Annotated in this window: 20 protein-coding genes, 1 tRNA gene and 1 pseudogene; 3 read left to right on the top strand and 19 right to left on the bottom strand. The window is 36.6% G+C overall.

Annotated elements, in window-relative coordinates; translation table 11 throughout:
• Window positions 1-289: 289 nt before the first annotated feature.
• Together IGI77_RS04590 and IGI77_RS04585 are read right to left on the bottom strand one after the other, a co-directional pair.
• On the bottom strand, window positions 290-1,477 hold the full coding sequence (locus tag IGI77_RS04590) for a tyrosine-type recombinase/integrase (protein WP_438769583.1): 1,188 nt from the start codon (window positions 1,475-1,477) through the stop codon (window positions 290-292).
• Window positions 1,478-1,537: 60 nt separating this feature from the next.
• Window positions 1,538-1,774: a helix-turn-helix domain-containing protein gene (locus tag IGI77_RS04585; RefSeq protein ID WP_438769582.1), complete on the bottom strand. Its 237-nt coding sequence runs from the start codon at window positions 1,772-1,774 to the stop codon at window positions 1,538-1,540.
• A gap of 78 nt (window positions 1,775-1,852) precedes the next feature.
• Here IGI77_RS04585 and IGI77_RS04580 point away from each other — a divergent pair.
• Window positions 1,853-1,925, top strand: a tRNA-Lys gene (locus tag IGI77_RS04580).
• A 525-nt stretch (window positions 1,926-2,450) separates the two neighbouring features.
• On the opposite strand, the gene IGI77_RS04575 is transcribed toward IGI77_RS04580, so the two are convergent.
• Together IGI77_RS04575 and IGI77_RS04570 are read right to left on the bottom strand one after the other, a co-directional pair.
• A complete protein-coding gene (locus tag IGI77_RS04575; protein ID WP_438769581.1) occupies window positions 2,451-2,846 on the bottom strand; it encodes a hypothetical protein in 396 nt (131 codons plus the stop codon).
• Between the two features lie 13 nt (window positions 2,847-2,859).
• The gene (locus IGI77_RS04570) at window positions 2,860-3,600 is read right to left on the bottom strand and encodes a helix-turn-helix domain-containing protein (protein ID WP_438769580.1); all 741 of its coding nucleotides are present in this window, start codon (window positions 3,598-3,600) and stop codon (window positions 2,860-2,862) included.
• Between the two features lie 476 nt (window positions 3,601-4,076).
• Between IGI77_RS04570 and IGI77_RS04565 the strand changes: the two are divergent.
• Window positions 4,077-4,932: pseudogene (locus IGI77_RS04565) on the top strand (transposase); the annotation flags it as partial.
• A gap of 213 nt (window positions 4,933-5,145) precedes the next feature.
• Here IGI77_RS04565 and IGI77_RS04560 read toward each other — a convergent pair.
• From IGI77_RS04560 to IGI77_RS04545, 4 genes are all read right to left on the bottom strand, one after another.
• Complete coding sequence (locus IGI77_RS04560; protein WP_438769579.1) at window positions 5,146-5,526, bottom strand: type II toxin-antitoxin system RnlB family antitoxin; 381 nt, start codon at window positions 5,524-5,526, stop codon at window positions 5,146-5,148.
• A gap of 18 nt (window positions 5,527-5,544) precedes the next feature.
• Window positions 5,545-6,615, bottom strand: coding sequence for a type II toxin-antitoxin system RnlA family toxin (locus IGI77_RS04555; protein ID WP_438769578.1), 1,071 nt, complete (start codon window positions 6,613-6,615; stop codon window positions 5,545-5,547).
• 14 nt (window positions 6,616-6,629) lie between these two features.
• Entirely contained in the window at window positions 6,630-7,553 is a 924-nt protein-coding gene (locus IGI77_RS04550) for a ribonuclease H1 domain-containing protein (RefSeq protein ID WP_438769577.1), read from the bottom strand.
• Between the two features lie 747 nt (window positions 7,554-8,300).
• Window positions 8,301-8,456, bottom strand: a complete 156-nt coding sequence (locus IGI77_RS04545) for a hypothetical protein (RefSeq protein WP_438769576.1) — start codon at window positions 8,454-8,456, stop codon at window positions 8,301-8,303.
• Window positions 8,457-9,272: 816 nt separating this feature from the next.
• On the opposite strand from IGI77_RS04545, the gene IGI77_RS04540 reads away from it, so the two are divergent.
• Window positions 9,273-9,515, top strand: a complete 243-nt coding sequence (locus IGI77_RS04540) for a lytic polysaccharide monooxygenase (protein ID WP_438769575.1) — start codon at window positions 9,273-9,275, stop codon at window positions 9,513-9,515.
• 585 nt (window positions 9,516-10,100) lie between these two features.
• Here IGI77_RS04540 and IGI77_RS04535 read toward each other — a convergent pair.
• The 11 genes from IGI77_RS04535 to IGI77_RS04485 form a co-directional block, all read right to left on the bottom strand.
• Entirely contained in the window at window positions 10,101-10,538 is a 438-nt protein-coding gene (locus IGI77_RS04535; RefSeq protein WP_438769574.1) for a GNAT family N-acetyltransferase, read from the bottom strand.
• A gap of 1,160 nt (window positions 10,539-11,698) precedes the next feature.
• Window positions 11,699-12,700, bottom strand: coding sequence for an N-acetylmuramoyl-L-alanine amidase (locus IGI77_RS04530; RefSeq protein ID WP_438769573.1), 1,002 nt, complete (start codon window positions 12,698-12,700; stop codon window positions 11,699-11,701).
• Between the two features lie 233 nt (window positions 12,701-12,933).
• Window positions 12,934-13,191: a phage holin family protein gene (locus IGI77_RS04525; RefSeq protein ID WP_438769572.1), complete on the bottom strand. Its 258-nt coding sequence runs from the start codon at window positions 13,189-13,191 to the stop codon at window positions 12,934-12,936.
• A 505-nt stretch (window positions 13,192-13,696) separates the two neighbouring features.
• The gene (locus tag IGI77_RS04520) at window positions 13,697-13,819 is read right to left on the bottom strand and encodes a transposase (RefSeq protein WP_438769571.1); all 123 of its coding nucleotides are present in this window, start codon (window positions 13,817-13,819) and stop codon (window positions 13,697-13,699) included.
• A 191-nt stretch (window positions 13,820-14,010) separates the two neighbouring features.
• Entirely contained in the window at window positions 14,011-14,361 is a 351-nt protein-coding gene (locus tag IGI77_RS04515; RefSeq protein WP_438769570.1) for a DUF7006 family protein, read from the bottom strand.
• A 137-nt stretch (window positions 14,362-14,498) separates the two neighbouring features.
• Window positions 14,499-15,983, bottom strand: a complete 1,485-nt coding sequence (locus IGI77_RS04510; RefSeq protein ID WP_438769569.1) for a helix-turn-helix domain-containing protein — start codon at window positions 15,981-15,983, stop codon at window positions 14,499-14,501.
• 45 nt (window positions 15,984-16,028) lie between these two features.
• Window positions 16,029-17,321, bottom strand: coding sequence for a helix-turn-helix domain-containing protein (locus tag IGI77_RS04505; RefSeq protein ID WP_438769568.1), 1,293 nt, complete (start codon window positions 17,319-17,321; stop codon window positions 16,029-16,031).
• 64 nt (window positions 17,322-17,385) lie between these two features.
• Window positions 17,386-19,818 carry a WxL domain-containing protein gene (locus IGI77_RS04500; RefSeq protein WP_438769567.1) on the bottom strand — a complete coding sequence of 811 codons (2,433 nt, stop codon included), beginning with the start codon at window positions 19,816-19,818 and terminating at the stop codon, window positions 17,386-17,388.
• A gap of 14 nt (window positions 19,819-19,832) precedes the next feature.
• Window positions 19,833-20,891 carry a DUF916 and DUF3324 domain-containing protein gene (locus IGI77_RS04495; RefSeq protein ID WP_438769566.1) on the bottom strand — a complete coding sequence of 353 codons (1,059 nt, stop codon included), beginning with the start codon at window positions 20,889-20,891 and terminating at the stop codon, window positions 19,833-19,835.
• A gap of 103 nt (window positions 20,892-20,994) precedes the next feature.
• Complete coding sequence (locus IGI77_RS04490) at window positions 20,995-21,822, bottom strand: WxL domain-containing protein (RefSeq protein WP_438769565.1); 828 nt, start codon at window positions 21,820-21,822, stop codon at window positions 20,995-20,997.
• A 26-nt stretch (window positions 21,823-21,848) separates the two neighbouring features.
• Window positions 21,849-22,169: an LPXTG cell wall anchor domain-containing protein gene (locus tag IGI77_RS04485; RefSeq protein ID WP_438769564.1), complete on the bottom strand. Its 321-nt coding sequence runs from the start codon at window positions 22,167-22,169 to the stop codon at window positions 21,849-21,851.
• Window positions 22,170-22,711 lie beyond the last annotated feature (542 nt).

Genomic DNA, 22,711 nt, shown 5'->3' with positions numbered 1-22,711 from the left:
TTTTCAAAAGAATGATTGATTTTTCAACAATGGAGTGCTAAGATAATGAAGTACTTTTGGTACGGGCCGTTAGCTCAGTTGGTAGAGCAGCTGACTCTTAATCACCTGCCCTCTTATGTAGAGGTGTGTTTATAAACGTTGATATATAGAGGTTTTAATGAGGTATACTTAGTTGATAATCTTCAAGCCATTTAATTGCCAACAATTTGCCAACAAAATGACAGACTTATTTTAATAGTAATCGTTCAAAGACTTGCCATTCAATTTTGATCAAGTCTTTTTTTGTTATTTATTTTTTGAATCCAAATGTATTTGCTAAATTTTCTGCAGAAGCATATTTAAAACTTGGATCAAGGTGTGCATAGAGATTAGCAGTTGTCGTATAAGAGGCATGGCCAAGCCACTCTTGTACCTTCTTCATGTGCTCACCATTTCCAATCATTATAGAAGCGGTTGTGTGTCTCAAATCGTGGAATCGTATCCTTTTTATATTGTTTCTCTTGATTACCTTCGCAAATCGTTTGGAAACGAAATCTGGTCTTATGATATTGCCATTTTCCATGGTAAAGAGGTAATCGTCGTCTTCGTAATTATATTCAGCTCCGAAAAGCTTTTTATTTTTTTCCTTCCACCTCGCTAATTTCACTAACTCCTTTTCAACTGTTTCTATTAAAGGAACAGAACGATAGCTGGAAGCATTTTTAGTTCTGTCTTCTTTAAGAACAGTTGTTAAGTCTTCTTTGTTTTCCAAAACTACATGTTTAATGGTAATCGTCTTATTCACAAAATCAATCGCATCCCATTTAAGCCCTAGAACTTCACTTCTTCTAAATCCATAAAATACTGTTAATAGAATGATTGGATAGAGCTTCTCACCTTTGAATATTTGAAGTAGTTTTAGCACATCATCCTTTGTGTAAAAGTTTGGCACGAAGGAGTCCTTTTTTGGTCTACGAACACGGTCAGCAATATTTTTATCTATCTGTTCTGTCATAAAAGCTTCCTGTAAAGCTTTTCTAATAAAGGCGTGATAGTGTAGAGCCGTATTTCCAGTGCACCCATCGTCTAATATTTTTTGATAGAACCTTTGCAAGTGGACCGGTTTTAAGTCAGATAACATAATTCCGCTTGGTCCAAAATACTCCTTTATCCTAATATCGATGTAGCGTTTATAACTAAAGTAAGATGTTTTAGACAGTTGTGGTTTAGCAATTTCAAGATAACTATAAAGGTAATCGACAAAAGTAGTTTCGGTTCTTTCCTGTTTTAAAACAAGATAATCCTCTTGTTTTACAGCAATTTCTTGCTCAATCTCAGCTATAAATTGTTCTTTTATTCTTTCTGCTCTTTTCTTATTTCCTTTCTTTTTTAGTTTGGTATCTCTCCATCGTTGAGAAGTTTTTCCAAAATCATCTTTTATTGTAACAACAACTTTGAGAGTTCCTCTTTTTTCTACAATATTCGCTCGTAATTTCAATTCAAATCCTCCTAAAACTGAAAAAAGCAAGCTATGGAAAACGCAATTCTAACACCTTTATTATAACATAGCCTGCGTATGCTCATCTGCCACATTTTGGGCATCTTGCAAGTATTCGATCACACACTTTTTAGGAATCTTGTAGTTACTGCCTATCTTGACATGTTTTATCTTGTTCGCTTTTAGTAACCCATAAGCTTTATTTCTACCTATCCCTCCTAACATTTCTCTCAATTCATTTATTCCAACCAGATCTTTATAATTCTCAAACATGACGTCATAAATGTTTCGATCCATTTTTACCTCCTAAAAAAACCATAGATTATTGTTGCCAACAATTTAAAATAGTGATACTATATCAAAGTAATAATTTTTGGGCCATTAGCTTAGTTGGTAGAGCACTTGACTCTTAATCAAGGTGTCGAAGGTTCGAGTCCTTCATGGCCCATTGGGTGCCAAACCCACGGAACAGGTAAATGTTGGTGCGAAAGCATTTCGAAAACATTTATGCTGTTCCTTTTTTTATTTTAAATATTTTCTAAACCACCTTGGAAAAGGTACACAGGAGTCTCCTCCTCCCCCTGTTCATCAGCGGGACGCTTACGTGAGTATCATTATCTTCAACAATTATCTCTTTGCCTAAAGTTTCCATGCTTTAGTCACAACTTTTGGTCTATCGCTCCTTCAAATCTAAGAGATCTTGGCGCCAAAAGTTGCCTGCTACTTAATCGCTGAAAAGAATTTAGAAAATGGGCTATTCTGTTATCAATGAGCAATAAAAGAACGAAAGCGTTCCTTTCTAAAATAGTTTTACCAAATTCTTTTCAGAAGATATATAATTACAGGCTAGAATGACACATATTGAAAAGTAGATGATCCAAATCACAAAGACTAGTGATTCAAAAAGAACAGTATGCCCCCTATCTTCAATTAATTGTTAGTGATTAAAGACACCACTAGATACATTTATCGTTCATTTTGATTTTCTTCTATATTGATAATATCCCCTATATGCTCGCTCAACATTAATCTGAGTATCATCGTGCATCCTCTTAAGATAGTTACTTTGCAAATTACTATAAGTTATAGATACTAGCTTTTCTTTCACCAAGTATTCATAAATAGTTTTAGATCTAGTTGGAATACCTTTTTCTTTTAAAAAAGAAGCTATATATAACGAAATAATGTCATAATTATTCTTATATTTTTGGTAATCCTCCTCTCTTATATATTCTTCATAAACTCTCTCCTGCGAAACTTTCTTGTCGTAGTCAAATCTTTGATTCTTTAACAGAACATATTTTTTTGATAAAGTAACAATTTCATCCATGATTTCTATTATACGAGCTTCTATATCTTTACTTCCCATATCACTTTCACCTCTAAATAGTTAAGCTATGCTCTTTCCAAGAATTAAAATAATTTTGTCTATATTCTTTTGGAGATACCCCCGTTTCCCTTTTAAAAAAAATAGTAAATGCACTAGCGTTAAAGAAACCAGTTTTCTCGCCAATCTCAAAAATTTTTTCATCTGTCGATTCCAACAAATTTTTCGCCAACGTAATTTTGATATCATTAATTAAATCCTGAGGCACTTTATTTATTTTATTCATACAAAAACGATTTAAAGTTGGTTTAGACATGTGCATAAACTCCGCTAAATCACTAACAGCCACATTTCCAGATAAATTCTCTTGTATGAATGCTATTAACTTAAATATTTCAAAGTATTCTTTTAGCGTAGAAAGATTCAATCGAAATGTCTTTCTTATTATCATTTCGATAGCGGGATTCACTACATACGTTCGATCTCTCGTTTCAAACCTTGTAAAAAGTAACTGAATTAAGCTAGATAACTCTTGATTGATTATCAGATCAATCTTTTGAATATAGTTTGAAGAAGGTTCGCAAAATAAATTCAACTCGACAATAATGATTTGATTCAGTAGGCTCTGCGAAAGGTATTGAAAAATCATATGAGATTCTATCAGAATTATTTCCACCTCTGATTTCTCCATGTACAGTCCTTTCTTCGTCAACAGGATAGCCCAACCATTTGCGCCATGATCATCTGGTGAATAGTTGTTTCCATTTGTATAATAGATGTTTTTGATTTCTATCATTCTTTTCACCCTCCTACTTTATGCTACTAACTTTATTTGTAAAAGTTGACATATTCTGTACGCGTTTATCAACTTCTTAATTCATTTTTATCACAAAAAACAAATAAATAAAACGTTTTCAAATGATGATGATTAAAAACGTAAAATTATTGATTCAAATCACAAATTATTATTTTCACTACTAAATATTTCAATCTATCAATGCTATATTATCAATCTATAATTATTCTTCGAACGAAATTTTCGGATCATTAAATACTTCGAAAGGCACAGTATTTGTTAAAAAAAGATACAAGAGTAGATAGTTAATGCGGAAGATAACCACAAGGTTAATGCTAATTTAGCTACCAACACTATAAGAACCGTTTAAAAGGATCTACATAGAATACAACAATACAGGCATATTTTTTAAAGCATTAAAAAAACAATCTGAATAAATCGAATGAATTACAGAGTTTATTATTTTTTATTTTTAAAAGGAAACTATTGGTCGCTATGAACAGCAAAATCATATGCCTTTGGTTATGCGCCAAAAAAAGCAGCGCTATACCTGTAAAAACTGTCGTACCCATTGAATGACTCAAAGTTATTTTGTCCAACCCAGACATTCAAACGCAGATCATGGAGGTATGAAATTGTTTCTTTACTGACCGAAAAAGTATCCATATCTTTTATTGCGAAAAGCTGTCAGGTATCTTTGACCACCGTTATTCGTACTTTGAAAGAGTTTAAAAGCTATTTACAAAAGCAATCTAAGAAGATTCTCCCAGAGTATTGATGGTTGATGAATTTCGTTCGTACGCTTCCATAGAAGATAAGATGAGCTTCATTTTGCAGATGGCGAAACAGGAAAGTTAATTGATTTCTTGCCTAAGCGTAATTTACCTCGATTAACAAGCTATTTCTTGGGTTGCACCAATCCAGAAGAAGTAGAATTCTTGGTGACAGACATGAACGCCTCCTACTTCCAGCTCACCAAACGTGTTCTGCCAAATGCGAAAATAGTGATTGATCGGTTTCATATTGTCTAACACATGAATCAGGCATTCAAAGAGTTGCGCATCCGTGAAATGAATGAACTTCGTAAAGCAGGCCAGAAAAGCCATGCAGAACTTCCCAAAACGTTAGATGACGGCTTTCGGGAGCAGTTTCAAAACCTTCTGACCTATGGAAGGCAGCACCAACGCAAGGATCTATCCTTATTCCAATGGAAAAATAGAAGCGAAGAATACCCACATAAAGACAATGAAACGAGTATCCTACGTATTTAAATCATTCGAGAATATGAGAATTAGAATCTTTTTGATCAATCAATTAATCAAAGTAAGATAACAAAAAATCTGAGCCAGAATGAGGTTCATTCTGACCCAGATTTGATTTTTCACAACTTATCAGTCCTTATTGACAAAGAGCCAAAATCAGCAAATAGCTCACTGAAAATTTAATTATATTTCCGTGTCCACTTAAAGGGGAGCCAACCAAAATCCATAGATGTTCCACTAACACTATATATTGTAGTACCTTATCAAACTTAAAATAATATAATTAAATCGGAATCCCCTTTAAAAGTATTTTTTTTTGAGCAGAATTTAGTACTCCTGACTGCTCAATATAATTTTTGTGAGAACTAAAAAATTCTACCGATAATTTTCTTATTGAATCTTTTTTAGGTACAGTAATAAATTCAAATGAATCTATTACAAAAGTATCATCTGCATAGTCTGCATAAATAAATCTATCTGGAGTATTGCTTGTGTACAATAATGTATCAAATAAAATTTTACTTTTTTTATCAACATTGAAACGATTAGAAATTTCTTTCTCAACTTCTTCTAAATAATCTAAAACGTTCTCTCCCATAGTTGAATATACAAAAAAATCATAACGTTCAGACTGAGATTCTTTTATAATAAAAAACTCATTCATATTATCACCACCTATTCTTTAGTTACAAATACTGTAATAATAATTTATCTCATTTAAAATGTCAAATATTTTCAAAACAGCATCCTCGCGTTTATATATAAGCACAGTATTATCTATCTTCCCTGTGTTTCTTCCCCAATGTGAATAAGGATTTCTTACATCTCTAAAAAGTTTATATTGTTTTTCAAGATAATCTATAACCTCTTGTTTAATAACTGTTCCTTCTGGAATTCTTAAACAATGATTATTTTGATAATCAAACATATCTCCAATATTCGGTTGCCAAGGTACGTTATTTTCTTTTGCAACATATTTGATATTTCCTTCTAATGCTCTAAATGCTGGTTGAACTAAAAAAGTGTAGTCAAACATATCTCCTTCAATTTTAGTATTATAAAGTGCCTGTTTTATTACTAATTGCATTTTACTTGGCAGACTATCTTTACAATCAACCATGATAGTATTATAGTCATTTTCAATTGAATTTTTATCTACACTTGATTTATATGTTTTATTTAATACTTTTATCATTTCAGTAGGATTCAAATATAATTCTGATAAAACCGCTGTGAGTTCACTAAAAAGTACTAATGGTTTCCCTTGCATAAAGATAGTACCATTCTCATAGTATGTGATTTTTATGAAATCTCCTTGAACACCCGTGATATCATAAACACTATGTCTTACACCATCGTCTATACTTGTGATATCTGTATTTTCAATGCCCTTATTTTCGGCTAATAAATATATAAACACCTCAAAATCTTCAAATTCTATATTCTTTATAGAAACTGAGCTCTTGGCACTAACTACACCTGATAACTCGTTTTTTATATGTTCAGCCAAATTTTTTCTAACTTCATTTAGACCACCACTACTAGGTTGAATTGTCGTTGTACCATTACCATTAAAATGAAAATCTAAAAACATTGGCTCTTCATCAACAGTAAAAGGGTACCTATAAAGCGTGTTGCTCTTATGTTCCTTATCTTCAACAACTACTTCATTGAAAACATCATTCAAATAGTCTTCCATACAATCTCTTATTTCTTCTCTATTTATAGATAAACTACGGTATTCGCCTGCCATTCTCATTCTCCTTTTTAAATACTCACTCGGTATTCGTGCTTTTTATTCATATTACTATTTATTTCACAAAATAATAATCGCTCTTCAAAGTTTAATTCTACATTCTTCTCCGCAATATCTTTAATTCTATTTCCATCATATTTCCAACACTTTTTCAAAAAATCATCTAATCTTTTCTCAGTTACTATATAATTATCAATTTTCATAATTACTTTCTCTTTATCTTTTTGAGGTTGATTCATAATATTCTTGAATAAATCTTCATACGGATTTTCTTTCACAAATAATTCTTCATCACTTTCTTGAACTTCCACAACAATATTATTAATTTTTTCATTCATTGCTCTCGCAGCTAACCTATCAGCCAATTCATTGTATTCGACGCCTGAATGGGCTTTTACTTTGTTGAATACAATATTCAGTTTATTTCTATACCTAGAAATAAACTCCACATAATTTTGTGTACCTTCTTTATTAGCTTTCCAATCACCTGTTGCCCACATTTCTATGCCCATATAATCATAAAAGATTTCTATTTGTTCATATCTATTTTTAAATGCGTATTCGATTGCAGTCATAGCTCCTAACAACTCTCCTGCAACGTTTCTCATAGCTGTAAGATTACTATCGTTGCCAATACCAGACATTTCTTCAATCACTTTTTTCTTATTCAATATTACAACCCCATAGGAATATAGGTTTTTCTCTTCTGAAAAACTACCATCAACATACGCTTGTAATGATAATTTATCAGTTATTTTAGAGGCTAGTTTGTTTTTATTGGTTCCAGCGTCCATAAACGCTTCTGCATCTTGAATAGATGTAAAACTCTTATATTGGGCATTAGAATATCCTGTTACATATTTTTTTGCTTCATTCCAATTTGGAAATATCCCAGTTTTTCTACCTTCTCTTACTGCATAATACTTATCAGTCATTTTAACCCTCCCACTTTAATTTTTGCATTCATATTAATAATATTATATCATACGTAATTGACTAGAGAGCGTAATCTTATTTAGCTTATAAAAAGACTATGAACTAAACAGTCTTCATTTTTGTTAAAACAATATTTTACTAATCTTTAGAATTTGAATTAAATCTTGCAGTAATAATCCAGCATCTAAACTATTTATTACTACCTCATAAACTAGTTTTTTTTCCCTAATGCATTATCACTGTATTTGGGTGGTCTTCCTTTATATTTAAATTATGGCTTTACTAGATCAATCCCTTGCCTTATTGAGATTATCTTAAAAACTAGGATACAATTAACTATAGAAATGTCACTTTTTTGATACCAGCTTAAGAACAATGCGAACTGCACAATAATACAATTCCCTTATCGAGTAAAAACATATACATTATTTTATATCACAATTATATTTTATTCTCATATCGATGATATTTTTGACAAGATTTTAACCTACTTCATCAACTCCAAATAATAATTAAATACTAAAAAAAGTTCCTTCCCTAAGGTGAAAATCCTTTTGATATTCATAAGTTATCTTCCAAAATAAACCTATCACCTATTACAGGGTATTTATTCTTCCCATTTTGTATTTCCTATAACATTTTACCTTCAACTAGTAATTTAGGCTCTTTCCAGAAGACAAAAATAATTTTGCCTGTTTTCTTTTGATGATAATCCAGTTTTTCGTTTAAAGAATATAGTAAATGTACTAGCGTAAAAAAAGTTCGCTCACCAATTTCAAATTTTTTTCATCTGTCGTTTCCAACAAATTTTTCGCTAACGTAATTTTGATATCATTAATTAAATCCTGAGGCACTTTATTTATTTTGTTCATGCAAAAACGATTTAATGTGGGTTTTGACATAGGCGTCAACTCCACCAACTCACTAACGGTCAAATTTCCAGATAAATTCCACTATATGAATGCTATTAATTTAAATATTTCGAAACATTCTTTCAGCGTAGAAAGATTCAATTGGAATGCCTTTCTTATTGTGTTCTGGCTCAACATTTTTGGTGCACGTCAGCTCTCCGAACAGGGCTTTTTCACAAAATAATTAAACGTTAGTATCATGAACTCACTTATTTTCTAAAATCATGCAACATAGAAAAGCCCACTCCATCATGTGAGAAAAATAAATAAGTTACAGGTAAGCTTAATCTAAAGCAAAAGATAACCTATAGTAACTTAGTTTCTCTCCTAATCTGTTCTATACAGGACAAAGATTTCCGCAATAGAAAAATACTATATCTTTAACTACATTTAAAAACAACAGTTATTGAAAATCGATTAATTCGTGTAGATAAGAATTAATCGATTAGACTAGCAGACAACTAAAACATTACAATGAAACCGAACTGATTATTAAGGAGGTTCTCATATATTGTCAAAGAAGACAGTTTTTAACAGGCACCTCTCTCACTCCCATTAGTTCAGTTGATTTTTGGGACTCTCCGAAGGAGTCAATGCTCATGAACATGTAAGCACGCCGATCAGTCGAGAATATCAAGGTCAATTACACAATAGGGAATGGGCTGGAAAACTGTGCATTAATTATATGGAAACGTCATTTCTAATCCGCAGTCTTTAGATTATAGAAAAGTTTTCCCTGAGGCTGGACCTAGAGATTGAAGACTTGCTTTTACAAAAGGTAGTTTAAATCAGATTAACGATTTTGTTTTGGATAACCAATATGCAGATCGTTGGTCAAAGCAATCAGTTAAAACAGGCAACTTGGATTTGAAGTGGATTTATACTGCTTTGCATTTTACGACTAAGTGGCACTATTACATTACAAAACCCGATTGCAATCCAAATGAAACCCTGAATCGTGCATCATTTGAAAAGATTGCAGAAGTATCCATGGGTGAACAATTATCCGTAGTCTATGAAACGCACAGCATAACAATAACCAAAGATTGAATTGGTCATCATGTGATCTTAGCTATTTGGGGTATTTCTGATATCCACAATGTATTTTATAACATGATTGATGTAAATATTACTTTCGGCCTGGATACATAAAATAGATTTTTATCTATTATTAATAATAGATAACCGTCCTGATATTTTTTTGCTTTCACTTGATATTTTAAAGTAAGTAAAATAAATCAGATAGCGGTGAAAAATCCCCCTACTCAAATCTGAGTAAGAGGGATTTCAATCTACATAATATGCAAATAAGTATTATTGAATTGTACCTAAAAATAAGACAATTCGTTTCAATTCTATCGTTATAATGTTAAAATAAAAAGAGAAGAGTGCTAGACCTACTAAGAAAGACTTCCCCAAAATTTCTTATCTAGTACTCTCTTTTTATAGGTGTCCAAATAATCATACATTATTTTGAATGTTATCGCAAACATCTCAATTCTTTTAACTCTTTTTCAAATACATTTATTTTTTAAATTATTGAAGTAAAAAAAACACTCTTTTGATGAACTGTACACTAAGGGAACCAAAATAAAGAATAATACTTGTACTAATTTAACTCTACAAGATATTTTGCTAAAATTTCTTCTCTAATATTCTCATGCTTCTTCCAAACTTATCCTCAGCATTATCAATTTGAGCGTATCCCCATTCTTCATAAAGTCCTACATGCTGTGTAACAATATAGACACTTTGAAATCCCTCTTCAATTAACTGTTGTTCCGCAATTTTTACTAACGCTTTACTTATTCCATTCCCTCTAAAAGCTGGCTCAACGTATACAATTGCTATATATGGGCTATATGTTAAATCAACTATATCCTCACCAACAAACGAACAAAAACCGACAATTCGATCTGTGGTTTCAGCAACAACAATTCCTTCCCATTCATTAAACCCATCACTGATCATTTTTTTTGCCAAATACTTAGCAGCTGCCCAATCAGCATTGTATATTTCCGTTGCTGCCGCTAACCAGTGGGAATCGCTTTTCTTTAAAACACGGTAATTCATGATGTACCTCCTTCAAATATCTACTTTAAGTTTATCTGCTTCAAGGTTATCATAATTTTAAAATGAGTCCATACGATATGTGGTAGGTATATATGGAAGATAAGCCCTCCTACTTGAATCTTAATAAGAAAGATTATTTTGTTTTATACCTTTTTCACTTTTCCGGAATTATCTAAATACTCAGACGTTATTTTGATAATATGTACCATTATGAAGTATATGATTTGATTTATTCTTGATATAATGATATTTTTTTATCAAAAAGGAATAATAACATGCATAAAAATGAATCTAACCAAATTGATCATGAGTTTTCCTGTTTAGATAGAGTCATCGTAGAAGTTTCTCAAAAGAATGCTTATGAATTCATTTTGATGATTTTAAAAACTTTCTAGGAGAACTAAAGTCTGCAAAACCAAACGAAAAAAGCAATGATTTTCCTGACTTCATAACGGCTAATGGATTTATTGAGCATTTCCAAATAACTTCATCCATTGAAAATAAAAAAGGCTCTCCACACAAAATTAGCATGATGAAACAACAAAGAGACCATGACTTAAAATTTGAAAATATGAATGAAGATCAGAATAAAATTTCAACAGATTTATATGTACAGAAATCATTCACACGTACAATTAATAAATTCCTTTAAAAAAACTTTGTAAAACATTTTGAACGCTTAAAATCTTTTGAAGAAAAAAAGACGAAAGTATCTTTTTAATTGAATATAATGACATCAACGCACTGTCTATGTGTGAAAACATTGAAATTAATTTAGAAGATGGAATTTTAATTGGAGACATTGAAATTAATCCTGAATTTTTTCATAATTATAGGTTAAGCAGAGATAAAGAATTATTAAAGTATATATCTGGATTTTCATCAGATTTAAATTACATTATTTTTGTATCTAATGATATCGAGGTTATTGCAACTGAAAAAATAGAGTACTTCACGAATTTTATACCTAATAATTATCTTTGTGCCGAAAATACTACTCTTTCGATAATAAGGACAACTAGATTTTAAAAAAATCCCTGCATAAATAAGCATGCAGGGATTTTTAGAACTGTTGGCACTTTATCACTTAATATTTTGATATTCTACGCTGGATGGGAACTCTTAGTCAAAAATCTCTCATCTAAAATGCCAGCTATGATTTAAATTTCAATTCCACTAACCCAATAAGAGCTTACCCTTCCGTTATCGGTTGAACCAATAGCCAACCAAACATAGCCCACATTTAGCGATTGACGAACAAATGCATGCCCATTTTTCTGAACCAGTACTTTATCATAGGCAAAAGTTTCACCTAAATCTACTAAACGTATGATTGGCAGACTCGTCGGATTCGTCACATTACTCGCGGAAGGGCCTCGAAGATTGATGCCTCCAGAAATATTAACTGTCACTTCACCACTTTGTTCAATCCACTCATTATCAACAGAGGATTCCGCAACTAATGACCCTGAAACCCATCCATTCCCATCAACTTCATACCAGTGACTGATTCCATTTACTAATTCACCATTGATCGTGACACGTGCTGATTGGAAAACTTGGCTTCTCGTTAATTGCCGCAAAATCGCTGATTGTGTATTTGGCTCTTGGCGTACATTCAAAATATCAGCTGCGACAACCATCTCTTTGTTCCAATCTTGCAAAATATAGTCTGGCTCTGGGATATTGCTATCACCACTGTTAAGAATATCTCTCACAACATCCATATTGATGCCTGGACAAATATTTGATGCATGCCCACTAAATTCGTTATGTCCCAAAACATTTTCAACACTTAAACCAAACCGTTCCATTGCTGCTTTCGCTCGCTCATTAAATGCTTTTTCTTGTGCTTCAGTAAAAGAGCTATTCCCTACTAAACAAATATGATAGGTCGGTGTATTATGGCCACCTACGCCATTTGTTACATCCTCATCGAAGTAACACCATTGCACTGTTCCATCGCGTAGGATGATTTCATGATAACCACCCGTCCCCCAACCTAATGTTCCATTCCAATACTCTTGGAATACAAATACATCACCAGTGTTCGTTGCTGAATGGTGACGAGCAATATTTGTCACCACTGAAACGTCACGTTTCGCATTTGACGGTCCTAAAATTCTCGCATCTCCTCGTAAATCTTGAATTGTTGTTGTCATAATAATCTTCCTCTCTGAAACGATTTTTTATTGCTTAAGATCATTTTTACATATTTTTTTGACTTTTTACGTTATGTTGTATGCGTTTTCTTAGAAAATACGAAATTTTTGTAACTCACTTCAATTTTTTGGACTAGAAATTTCTCGTCTATTGCTATCAATTTAACTAGTTTTAATTAATTCGAAAATTTTATAATTATTTATTACTAATAGTCCTTATTTATAAATGCTTTTTATTTTAACAATTTTTCTCCTTTTACTACAAATTGATGTCCCAAAACCGCTGCACCTGTGATTAACACAGCTTGTACAAAATTATCTGCCGTATAGCCCCCTAACTTAAGCGGTGTAAATAATAAACTAATCAAAAGCAACAAAAAAGGAATCCATTCATGCTTAACTACTTTACTCATTTTCATAAAATACCCAATGATCCATAAAAAGACAATTATCTCCAATCCATCTTCTAGAATAAATTGTAAAATTTCCATATAAGTTTCCTCCTTTTATACTGGTTATAAACAAAGTATGCCATAAAAATATGTTTTTAAAGCAAACGCTTTCTTTATATAGTTTGAAAAATATTTGAATACCCAACGAAGTATATATTTTTACAAATACATACTATTTCTATTCTTCAAACATCTATTTATATTTTTATTTTAAACTCATTTCTATTGTTTATATTCAATTCCATGCAAAAAAGCAGGCCTATAACGAAACTACTCTTTTTACAGTACTTATAAAAACCAGCTTTTTGAAACGTTCAATGTCTAGTAAGCTCTCAGAATATTCAACTCATTTTTTTGTTCTTTTAAAAACTGAAATCTTACTTCTTGTTTTGCTTCAAGAAGACCTAGAACTTTTTAATAAGTCTAATTCCTCTCTTTGGTAATGATTTTCTTGCTGGAGTTTCTTTATTTCATAATGGGCATCAAAAAGTGCGCTCCCTTTTCAGGAAAACGCACTTTCTCCATATTTTTCAACTTATTGAACTCATCGAAAGCTATTAGCGTGGACTTCTAACTGTAGGATAACTTCTTTAACAGAAAATCCTGCTTCCTTTACCAGTTCTACAGCTGCGATTTTAACTGTTGTATCAAATGAACGTCTTGGCATAATCTAGATCCTCGCTTTCCCTTAATTTTTTGTCTAGTTTATTATATCAACTCTAAAATTTCTCCACTCCGAGAAGTCTAGCTTTTTGGGGCACTACATTCATCATTCTCATAAATTATTAAGCCCTAAAAAGAATATTCACAAATGAGTGCTTCTGAATACTTTTTTTACAATAGACTTCTACAGATAATTCAAGATACGTTAAATATGATCGAATGCTTGGTTTCCATACTTAGGTCATAGCCGCAAAGTTCTTTGAAGTAGGTCGCATAATCACTCTCGGTGATCCGTATGATTTCTTCTGCTGAAAATTCTTCATACGGAATGAGCTCTGCGACTAAACTCAATTTGGCATCGATCCCTAAAAGCGCCGGAAATACTTGCCAGAACTGCTCTTCGGAGATCTTTTCCAGTAATTGCTCAAAGCGGCGCAACTGTTGATGCAAGTATGCTGCTAACTGCTTCTGCTCCTCTCTTTTTTCCACCTCGGTAAAAATACTGTCAAATCCTGCTAGGTACTCTTCTTTACTTCTAATCCTCATCTAGTGTTCACCTTCTTTTTTTTTATCATTTATCGATGGCTGCGAAACAGCTGCTATCTTTTCATTTCCGTAGTACTTGTTTAAACCGTTTGCTATTTCATGGCATTTGGATTGTCTCTTATTGACGATACAATTGTTCAAGATGCCCCTTGGCTTGATCCGCTAGTCAAGAAAGGTGTTAGCTTTTGTTTGATCAACAGCCAGTCTTTTTCCAGCGGAACCGGATGTAATAAGACAGACGCTTCTTCTACCCCATACTCAAAAAGATACGGACGATAGTTCGTGACGAACAAATCTATCTTCTGGGATTTTAGCCGTTCTTCCGTCAACTCATGCAAGGCAAGAAACACCAGGTGGGCCTGTTCCCCCAAGAGGTGCTGGGCCTGCAAGCGGATCGTTTGGACGACCATGGAATCCCCTTCTAATAAAAACAGGACCGTTTTTTTAGGTGGGTACGTATGAAGCAATAACTCGCTAAACAACGAGAAACTCACCGCTACGTCCTCCTCCCATGCGTCTGAAAAGGACAAGTGGGTTTGCCGGCTTTTCAAAAACCCTCGATTCGCTTCATACCTCGCTTGACCCATCACGAGTTGCCTGGCTTCTGCTTGTTGCTTGTTCCATATCGGCCAAAGCGCATCATTGAGTTTTCGAGAAGCGAAAAACGCACTGAGAAAGGTCTCTAAGCAGGGACGATCCCACGCCTCAAAGAAGGCCTCAGAAAAATAAGCCTTCGCTGCTGCTTCTACTTCTGGCCATTGGTTAAACCGAGCCAGGAACAACTGTTCTTGATCCAACCGATTGGTGGTTCGTCTGGAAACAATGATCAAGTGCAGCCATACTAATTCTTCTTCCGGCAAGAAAATATCGTACTCTTTTTCAATGATCGGGACCAGCGCTTGTAAGAGCTGAAAATCCGCTTCTTTGTACACTAGCTCTTGGGCCCACTTGGGTACTGAAATGAACTGTTCTTGTTGGACACGAAGCATCGTTAAATAAAGCAAGGAATAAAAGGCCCCGATCGACAGCCCCGTTCCGACTTCTTTGGTTTTTATTTTCTCAGAAAGCGCTTCTACTACTAATTGATGCAAGCGAGCAGGCGGCCGAACGGTTTGAGGGGTTAGCTCTCCCCCGTAATAGAAATCAAAGAAGAACTTTCGAATATTGGCCTCTTCTCCCATCAATCGTACCGGCTTGAAACCAAGGGTCAGCTCGTATTCTTTTAGGATCGGTTGGATGTTGCTTAAAAAACGCCGTAAGGTCGTTTCGGCATAACAGTAGTGATCCGCTAGTTCCCCCAGTTCCGGTTCTTCGCCATAAAAGAGTGTTTCCATTAGTTCAAAAAGAATGTCTTGTTCCAACAGCTGTTCTTTTTGAGCCTGATACAAGAGGCGGTCTCTTTCTTTAAAACGAAAGCCGCTGTTATTGGAATCGATCACAACACTTTCACAAAACTGTTCTTTGATCAGCTGAATATCCTTCATTAACGTCCGCTGGGAGATCCCCAAGCGTTGGGCCAAGACCGTGGTCGTAAACGTCTCTTCGCGTTCAATGATCTTTAGGATTCGCATCCATCGTCGGATCACTGGATTAGTAATAAAAGCAATTTGGAGTTCACGCATGCTCTGCCCTCACTTTATATGTAATGCGTTGCTTCTCTTTGCGATTCAAAGTCGCCCTCCTTCGTTTAAGTAGACAGTGAGGGCTTGTTGGATGCGTGCTTTACTTGGGACGGGTGGTAACTCGATCGTGGCCTGTTTTTCCTTCAAAAAATCAGAATTGGTGATCTTAATATGACGCACAAGTCCTGGGTGTTTAAAAAGCGGCGCTTCCACTAAATATAGACCGGCGGCTTGAAACGCAGCCGATACTTCCGATTTGATCCAGCGGGTCAAAGACGCCGTCCCTCTTAAGTGATAGCTCACATAGATGGTATTGCGGTATTGGTTTTTCTCAGCTAAAAAGCGCGTGATCAATATTTCTAAGAGCTTCTCGTGTGAGGTACCTGCCGTCTCTTGTTCCTCCATGCCAGAAACTTTAGGCAATTGAAAGAACTGTGCCATCAAGAATACGAGCGTTTCAAACAACCGATACGTCAAGCCTTCGGTTTCCCGGACGGGAAAACTAAAATCGATGGTCGGGGAAAAGACACGCACAAACTCTTTTTGAAGTAGCGGGTTTAAAAATTGCGCCTCATTGAGTGCCAATAAAAAGAGCGCGGCTTTTTCCCTTGCGGGAAGGGGGACTTTTACTTGGTGATCCAGTGCCAAAGCCAATGCTTCTTGTGTCGATGGATGCTTGGGTGGTTCAGGTAAAAGATGGCCTTGATCAACTCGCAGTTTCGTGATCACCAGCCAGTGATTGAACAACGCTGGATCCAGCTGCCATTGGCCGCTTTGAATCGTTGCTTGTTTTCGCTGCATCTGGCGTACCTGATCCGCTAACGCGGCTGGATACAACGGCAAGGTAAAATAAAAATCATACAAAAACTGTCGGATACTGGCTTCTTCTCCGGTGAGTTGATTGGTTTTCCCGACTAATTGACAATCATACTGGGTCTGTAAGATCTCCTGCAGGCGGTGCTTGATCCGGCTGAAGCTGCCGGCAGGGATAGCCAAGTAATCCCCCCATTGGCAGTTTTCCAGCTGCTTACCGGCGGCCAGCTGATCGACAAAGAGAAACAAGCGTTCTTCTGCCAACAAGGCTTGTTTTTTTTCATAGTAGCCTTGTGGATCCAACAAGGAAAAATGATAGCCGTTCTCGTCCCCGATCAGCTGGATGGTTTCGCCAAAGAAATCTTTGAGTGCTTTGATATCCTTCATGATCGTCCGCCGGCCAAAGCCCGTGTGTGTTACTAAGCTCGGGGCAGTAACTTGTTCAGCCTCTTCTAAGACCGCTAATAATTCAAACCAGCGCTTGGTTTTGACCGTAAAGATCAATTGATAAAACAAGGAATGCATTCTCTGTCTCCTTTCTTTCTATTGTGAAAAAAGGAAGAAAGCCGAAGCCCTCTTCCAATGAGCCTTAATTATCGGGCACAGAACTCAATTCCCAGGTAAGGGTCGTCTGGTAGCTGGTAGCACTTGGGGTCGCCCCTCTTGGCACCTCTAAGGCCACACTTTTGTCCGCTGAGTCGGCATCCCCAAACCGATAGATCCAGGTGCCTTCCCCTTCGGGGCCTTGGGCTTTTAACAAGGTGCGTTTGGCGCCTCCTGGATTGAGGGTCATGGGATTGGTGTGGGCCAGCCCCGGTGCCGTGCCGCCTTGTGCTGTAGCGATCTGTTGGTTTTGTAAGATCAAGCGTGCGCCGGTCAGCTCCTCACCGGTTTCTCTATTGGTGAATGGATCATTTTGCCGCACCGATAATTCCCAGCCGTCTCGTTCTTGTGTCGACCGTCGGTCACTGACTTGGACATAGTTAGGTCGTTCTTCTCCTTCAAGCACGGTGCCGTCATCTGCCAATAGCCGTTGCGGTTTAGCATAATAGGTTTGGTCTTGTGCAGAAATCGCTTGGACCCCGAAATCAAACTGGGACACGAAATCGATACTAAATAAGCCTTGGTCTTCTGGCAACTGCGGTGGGTTTTCAGGGTCGACCTCTTTGTCTGGCTCCAACGGATCTACTGGACGGACGTCAGTCGCTTCTTCTTCATAATTCGCCTGTACGACCACATCGGAACTGCCCATGGTAAAAGTCGTGGACTCTGCCGTTTCATCAGCGATCCTTGCGCCAGTACCGGAAAGGATTTCCCAAGAAACAAAGCGATAGCCCTCATTTGGATTGGCATGGATTAAAGCTGTGGTATTTGCTGCAATGGTCGTGTTGTCTGCTTGCGGCGTTCCTGCCTCTTGTGGACTAGCAGACAACGTTAGATTGTACCTGGATATTGGAGGGACAAACCCCTCTGAAGTAGTTGCTCCTACAGTGAGGGACCGATACTCAACTAAGCTATAATTAAACAGATACCGTTCAGAAAAATCGTTTGGATCACTATTGCTGCTAGTGATTATGGATCCATTTACACCAGTTATTTCAGCAGTAACTGAATTCCAAGGCACCCTATAGGATGTCAAATGCACAACATTCGGTACCAAAGGTTGTGGAACGTTTATGCGACCTCCCATCATCACATTACTAGCGGCTCGGGAGAAAACTATTCTAGAATTGGCATCTGAAGATATCGGCGGAACCCAACTATTCGAGAAACTATTGCTTCCAATTACTATACCTCCCACAAAAAAATCAAATGTGGAGTTTCTGCTTAACAGAACGGGTGATACAGCAGACTGATTATAAATAATCCTCCTCACATTTCCCCCTCCAGGACTTGCCTCTGATCTATCATTGATCACCACTGCAGAACTATTTCTTTTATTAATAATTACGGTTCCTTCATTTATACTCCAATGAGATGATTTATCTAACTCTATCAAAGGTTGGTTTCCGGAATTCTCAGATTCAATTCTGACTGTTCCTGTTATCAAGTTACTGTTTTCTACTTGCAAACTATTTCCGGAGGTTCCCATATTAACTCCAGCACCTACGAGACTGCTAATATCTCTACTTCTAAAGCCATCAAGTTTATTCAGCGAGCTGCCAAGTATTGATGAAGAAAAATTAATATTACTGGTCAAACGAATGGACACATACCAACTACTACTATTCCAAGCAGAACGAAATTGTGACCAATTGCTTACGCTGGTAACAGTTGTTCTATTTTGAGAATCTGTTATTTCTTCCAAAATACGAGCCTCTTCTTCAGAAATGAGTGATTCTGAAATGGATAGATGCTTTTCAGTTGCCATGACTGGATGAACCACAGTTGGAGAATCATTTATGCTGTCTGATTCTTGAGATTCTTGTTGTTGTTCCTCAGTATTCATTTCTGATTGCTCAGTTAAGTCAGATTCTTCGTGTACCTCTGATTCAGTGCTGCTTGTCTCTGCGCGATTTTCTTCCACTTCTAAATAGAAATGATCCGCATCATGATCAACAGTAAGAAAGTATTGTCCAGCTGCTTCAAAGACGATAGGCAAGATAAACTCGGTTTGTTGCTTACTGGTTTTTAATATCCAGTATTCCCCATGAGAATGTTGGATCGATTCTCCGTTGGAGAATTCATCTTCCATAATTTGCCCACTGGCAGGGATTCGTACCAACACTTCATTTGCCGGTAACGTACTTGTAAATCGCAACAGAACCGGTTGTCCCACTGTCGTTCGAAAGGTCTTATCCACGAATGAAAACTCTTGTACCGCTTCTGTTTCCGTTTCTGTAGGAATAATGGATTGGTTCAGATTGAGATACTCCGGTTGATGTAGGCGAAACGCCTCAACCAATTGTGGATCCACAGCGTCATCCGTTTCGGCATAAGCCTGTGTCAAAGACAGCGGAGCAGCTTGAAAAAACAAAAGAATTGTGCCAAAACAAGCCGCTTGCTTACGTATATTGATCATACATCCTTCACTCCTTACTTCTCTTGCTTCGTTGCTTGTTTTCTTCGCTTGATGATCAGATAAAGAAGAACAGCCGCTAATAAAACCAGTAAACTGATTGCGCCGATCATCCACCAATTGGTGCTGGTATCGATTGTCACATCTGCACGGTTGAAACTGCGCGCTTCGTCTGTCTCAATCGTGAATGCCCGCTCCCATGACCATTCTTCTTCCCCAGAAGTCGCTTTTAGTTTTAAGAGATAGTCGCCGGCCACAAAGCGATCGCCTCCTAAGGAAATCGGAAAATGAAAGTGTGAATTCGGCGCCATCTGCATCATTTCTTCACTGGCTTCATAGAGAATCCCGTCTTCGCCCACTCGTTGAACCGTTGCCTCCACAGCCATTCGGTTCACAAACGTCGGCGTGAAGTTTTGGATCGTCGCACTGATCACATTGCGATGATTCAATTGATCCGCAAACACATCTAACAATTCAAGGTCGGGTTTGACTGAATTCCGGGAATTACTGACGATAACACCGATGACATAGGCAAACTCATTCTTGATCGCAAGGCCTTCTTCATCCGTTGGTTCTTCTTCACTTTCTTCTTTGACTTCACTGATTCGTAACCCGCCAGCTAAAAAACCATCAAAAGAAGCCTGAGGCATATGTAAAGCAACGTCGACCATTTTGGTCTCATTTCCTGCTAAGTCGATCACCTTCGGTGATTCAATCAATTCATCCAAAGCATATAGTAAGGTCGGATCAGCTTCTTCCGCATCTTTCCCATACTCCACCACGCCATGCACATTGGTATACGCCGTATGGGGGGTGATTCGTACCTGAATCGGTTCGTCACTGGCATTTTGCAGTGTTAAGGTCAAAGACTCAGTGGCACCTGGTTCCAGGTTAAGATCAAAGTAACTATTCGACCCTTCTACTTGGCTGTCTGGAAATTCAGGGGTGACGTAAAAATTCAAGTTCGCTTCTTCTGCTTTACCACTCACTGGAAACAAGACAATCAAAACAGTGACAAGGGCCAGAAACAGAAATCGGTTCTTTTGTAGATAACTAGCGATACGTTGGTGGTTCAAATCAATCGTCCTTTCTTAAAAAAACAGCGCTACACTTGCATGCAACGCTGTCGAGAGTTTCTCATCAAGTTCATTCAGATACTAATTCAACTCAGTCCAGGTTTTATTTTACAGGCTCATCTCCTGGGGTTGATGTTAAGTCCCAAGTTAAGGTTGCTTTATACGTTGTCGCATCTTTAGTGGTGGAACCTGGTACATGCAATTGGATCGCACCGTTTTCGACAACATCATTTTCTGGATCAAAATCGTCTGCTTCAAATTGGTCCATCAATTCGGCTTGATTTCCCCAGACAACAGACGATGCACCTGCACCTTTGCCTGCTCCTGCAGTCATCACTTTTTGTGCGCCTGTCGCCGGGCTCAATGTAAGACCATCTACGTGAGAAGAAGGGGCATTTTCCGGTGTTCCTTCATATTGGATACGAGAACCGACAAAAACGACTTCTGCACCGGTTAAAATATTGTTTTGGGTTTGAGATTCAAACTCACTCAACGAAACAGATAAATCCCAGCCGGCATTGTTTCCGCGGATATCTTGAACATGAGCGAAACTGACATAAGGCACTTTGTTTTCTTCACCCGTCGTGCCTGCTTTTTGTTGCATCTCTGCGACCATGTTGTATTCTTTCCATTGGTTTGAGATCACTTGCGTACCGAAGTTCATGGTTGGCGCCATTAAAAGAGAGAGTGGTCCAGCCGTTGGGATCAATGGGTCAATGTCCACATCTGGTTCTGGATCAGGATTAATGATCTCCATTTCTTCATCTTCATCCGTTGCGGGACGAAATTCGACTTGACCGTCGGTCGGAAGGTTGCGAACTTCTTGTAACTCTTTTGTTTCTGTTGTTTCATCGGCAAGAACGGCATTTGCGCTCCCGGCTAAAATCGTTGTTGATAATGCGGCAATCGTTGCTAATCGAATAAATTTCATAAAATATTCCTGCTTTCTTTTTTGTTTTAGTTTGTATTTTGTTGCTTGTTTCGTCTTCTTAGATAGAACACAGCGCCTACGAGTAGGAGCCCTAACCAAAAGAGCCATGTAGTTGTCTCACTATTGGTTTGCGGCAAGGAACCGCCAGGTTTGGTTGGTGCGGGCGGTTTAACGATGTGTTCTGGTGGTTTCGGATCAGGCGTTCCAATGGGTTCATAGACCCCGGTAAAGCCGATCGTCCCTTCTGTTTCTACAGAGCGGACTTGTGATCCGTTAACCGTTGTTGGAAATTGTAGGACCAATAAAATACCAATGATCCCAAATAGCTGTCCCAGCCTTCGTTTCATCTTCCCTCCTCCTTCTTTGATTCAGCTCAATAACCATCGTTTGTGGGAAGACGACAAAAAAGACATTCGATTGATTCGAATGTCTGAAAAAAAGTTGTTAGATTAGGGTTTCTAGAAAATGGAATACATACATAATCGCCATTCTAAAAAACGATGGTTATTGATAATTTTTATTGCATAAGTACCGTGCTTCTAATGCACGTCTTACACCTATTAGATTACAAGCTAAAGCAAGAAAAAGAAAATCGATATTTTCATAGCATCCTGCACATTCACAAAAATAAACAATTTAATTACGGAATACATTGATAAATTCTACTTATAAAATTACAAGTCTTATGATCAATGAAATAAAACATGCCCCGAAACTATATGTTTTCTGAGCATGTTTTTTCTTATATCATTTGCATTTTATATTATGAAAGTAATGGTATTATGACAAAACAGATAATTGTTTACCTTATATAGATAGAATATAATACTCAAAAACTTTTAAATTTATGACACTCTTTCGCTGTATACCATGAGAATATTTTAATATG

This window comes from Enterococcus sp. DIV0213h (assembly GCF_051711285.1).
GTDB lineage: Bacteria > Bacillota > Bacilli > Lactobacillales > Enterococcaceae > Enterococcus_D > Enterococcus_D casseliflavus.
This window is presented reverse-complemented; position numbering and strand designations above follow the sequence as displayed.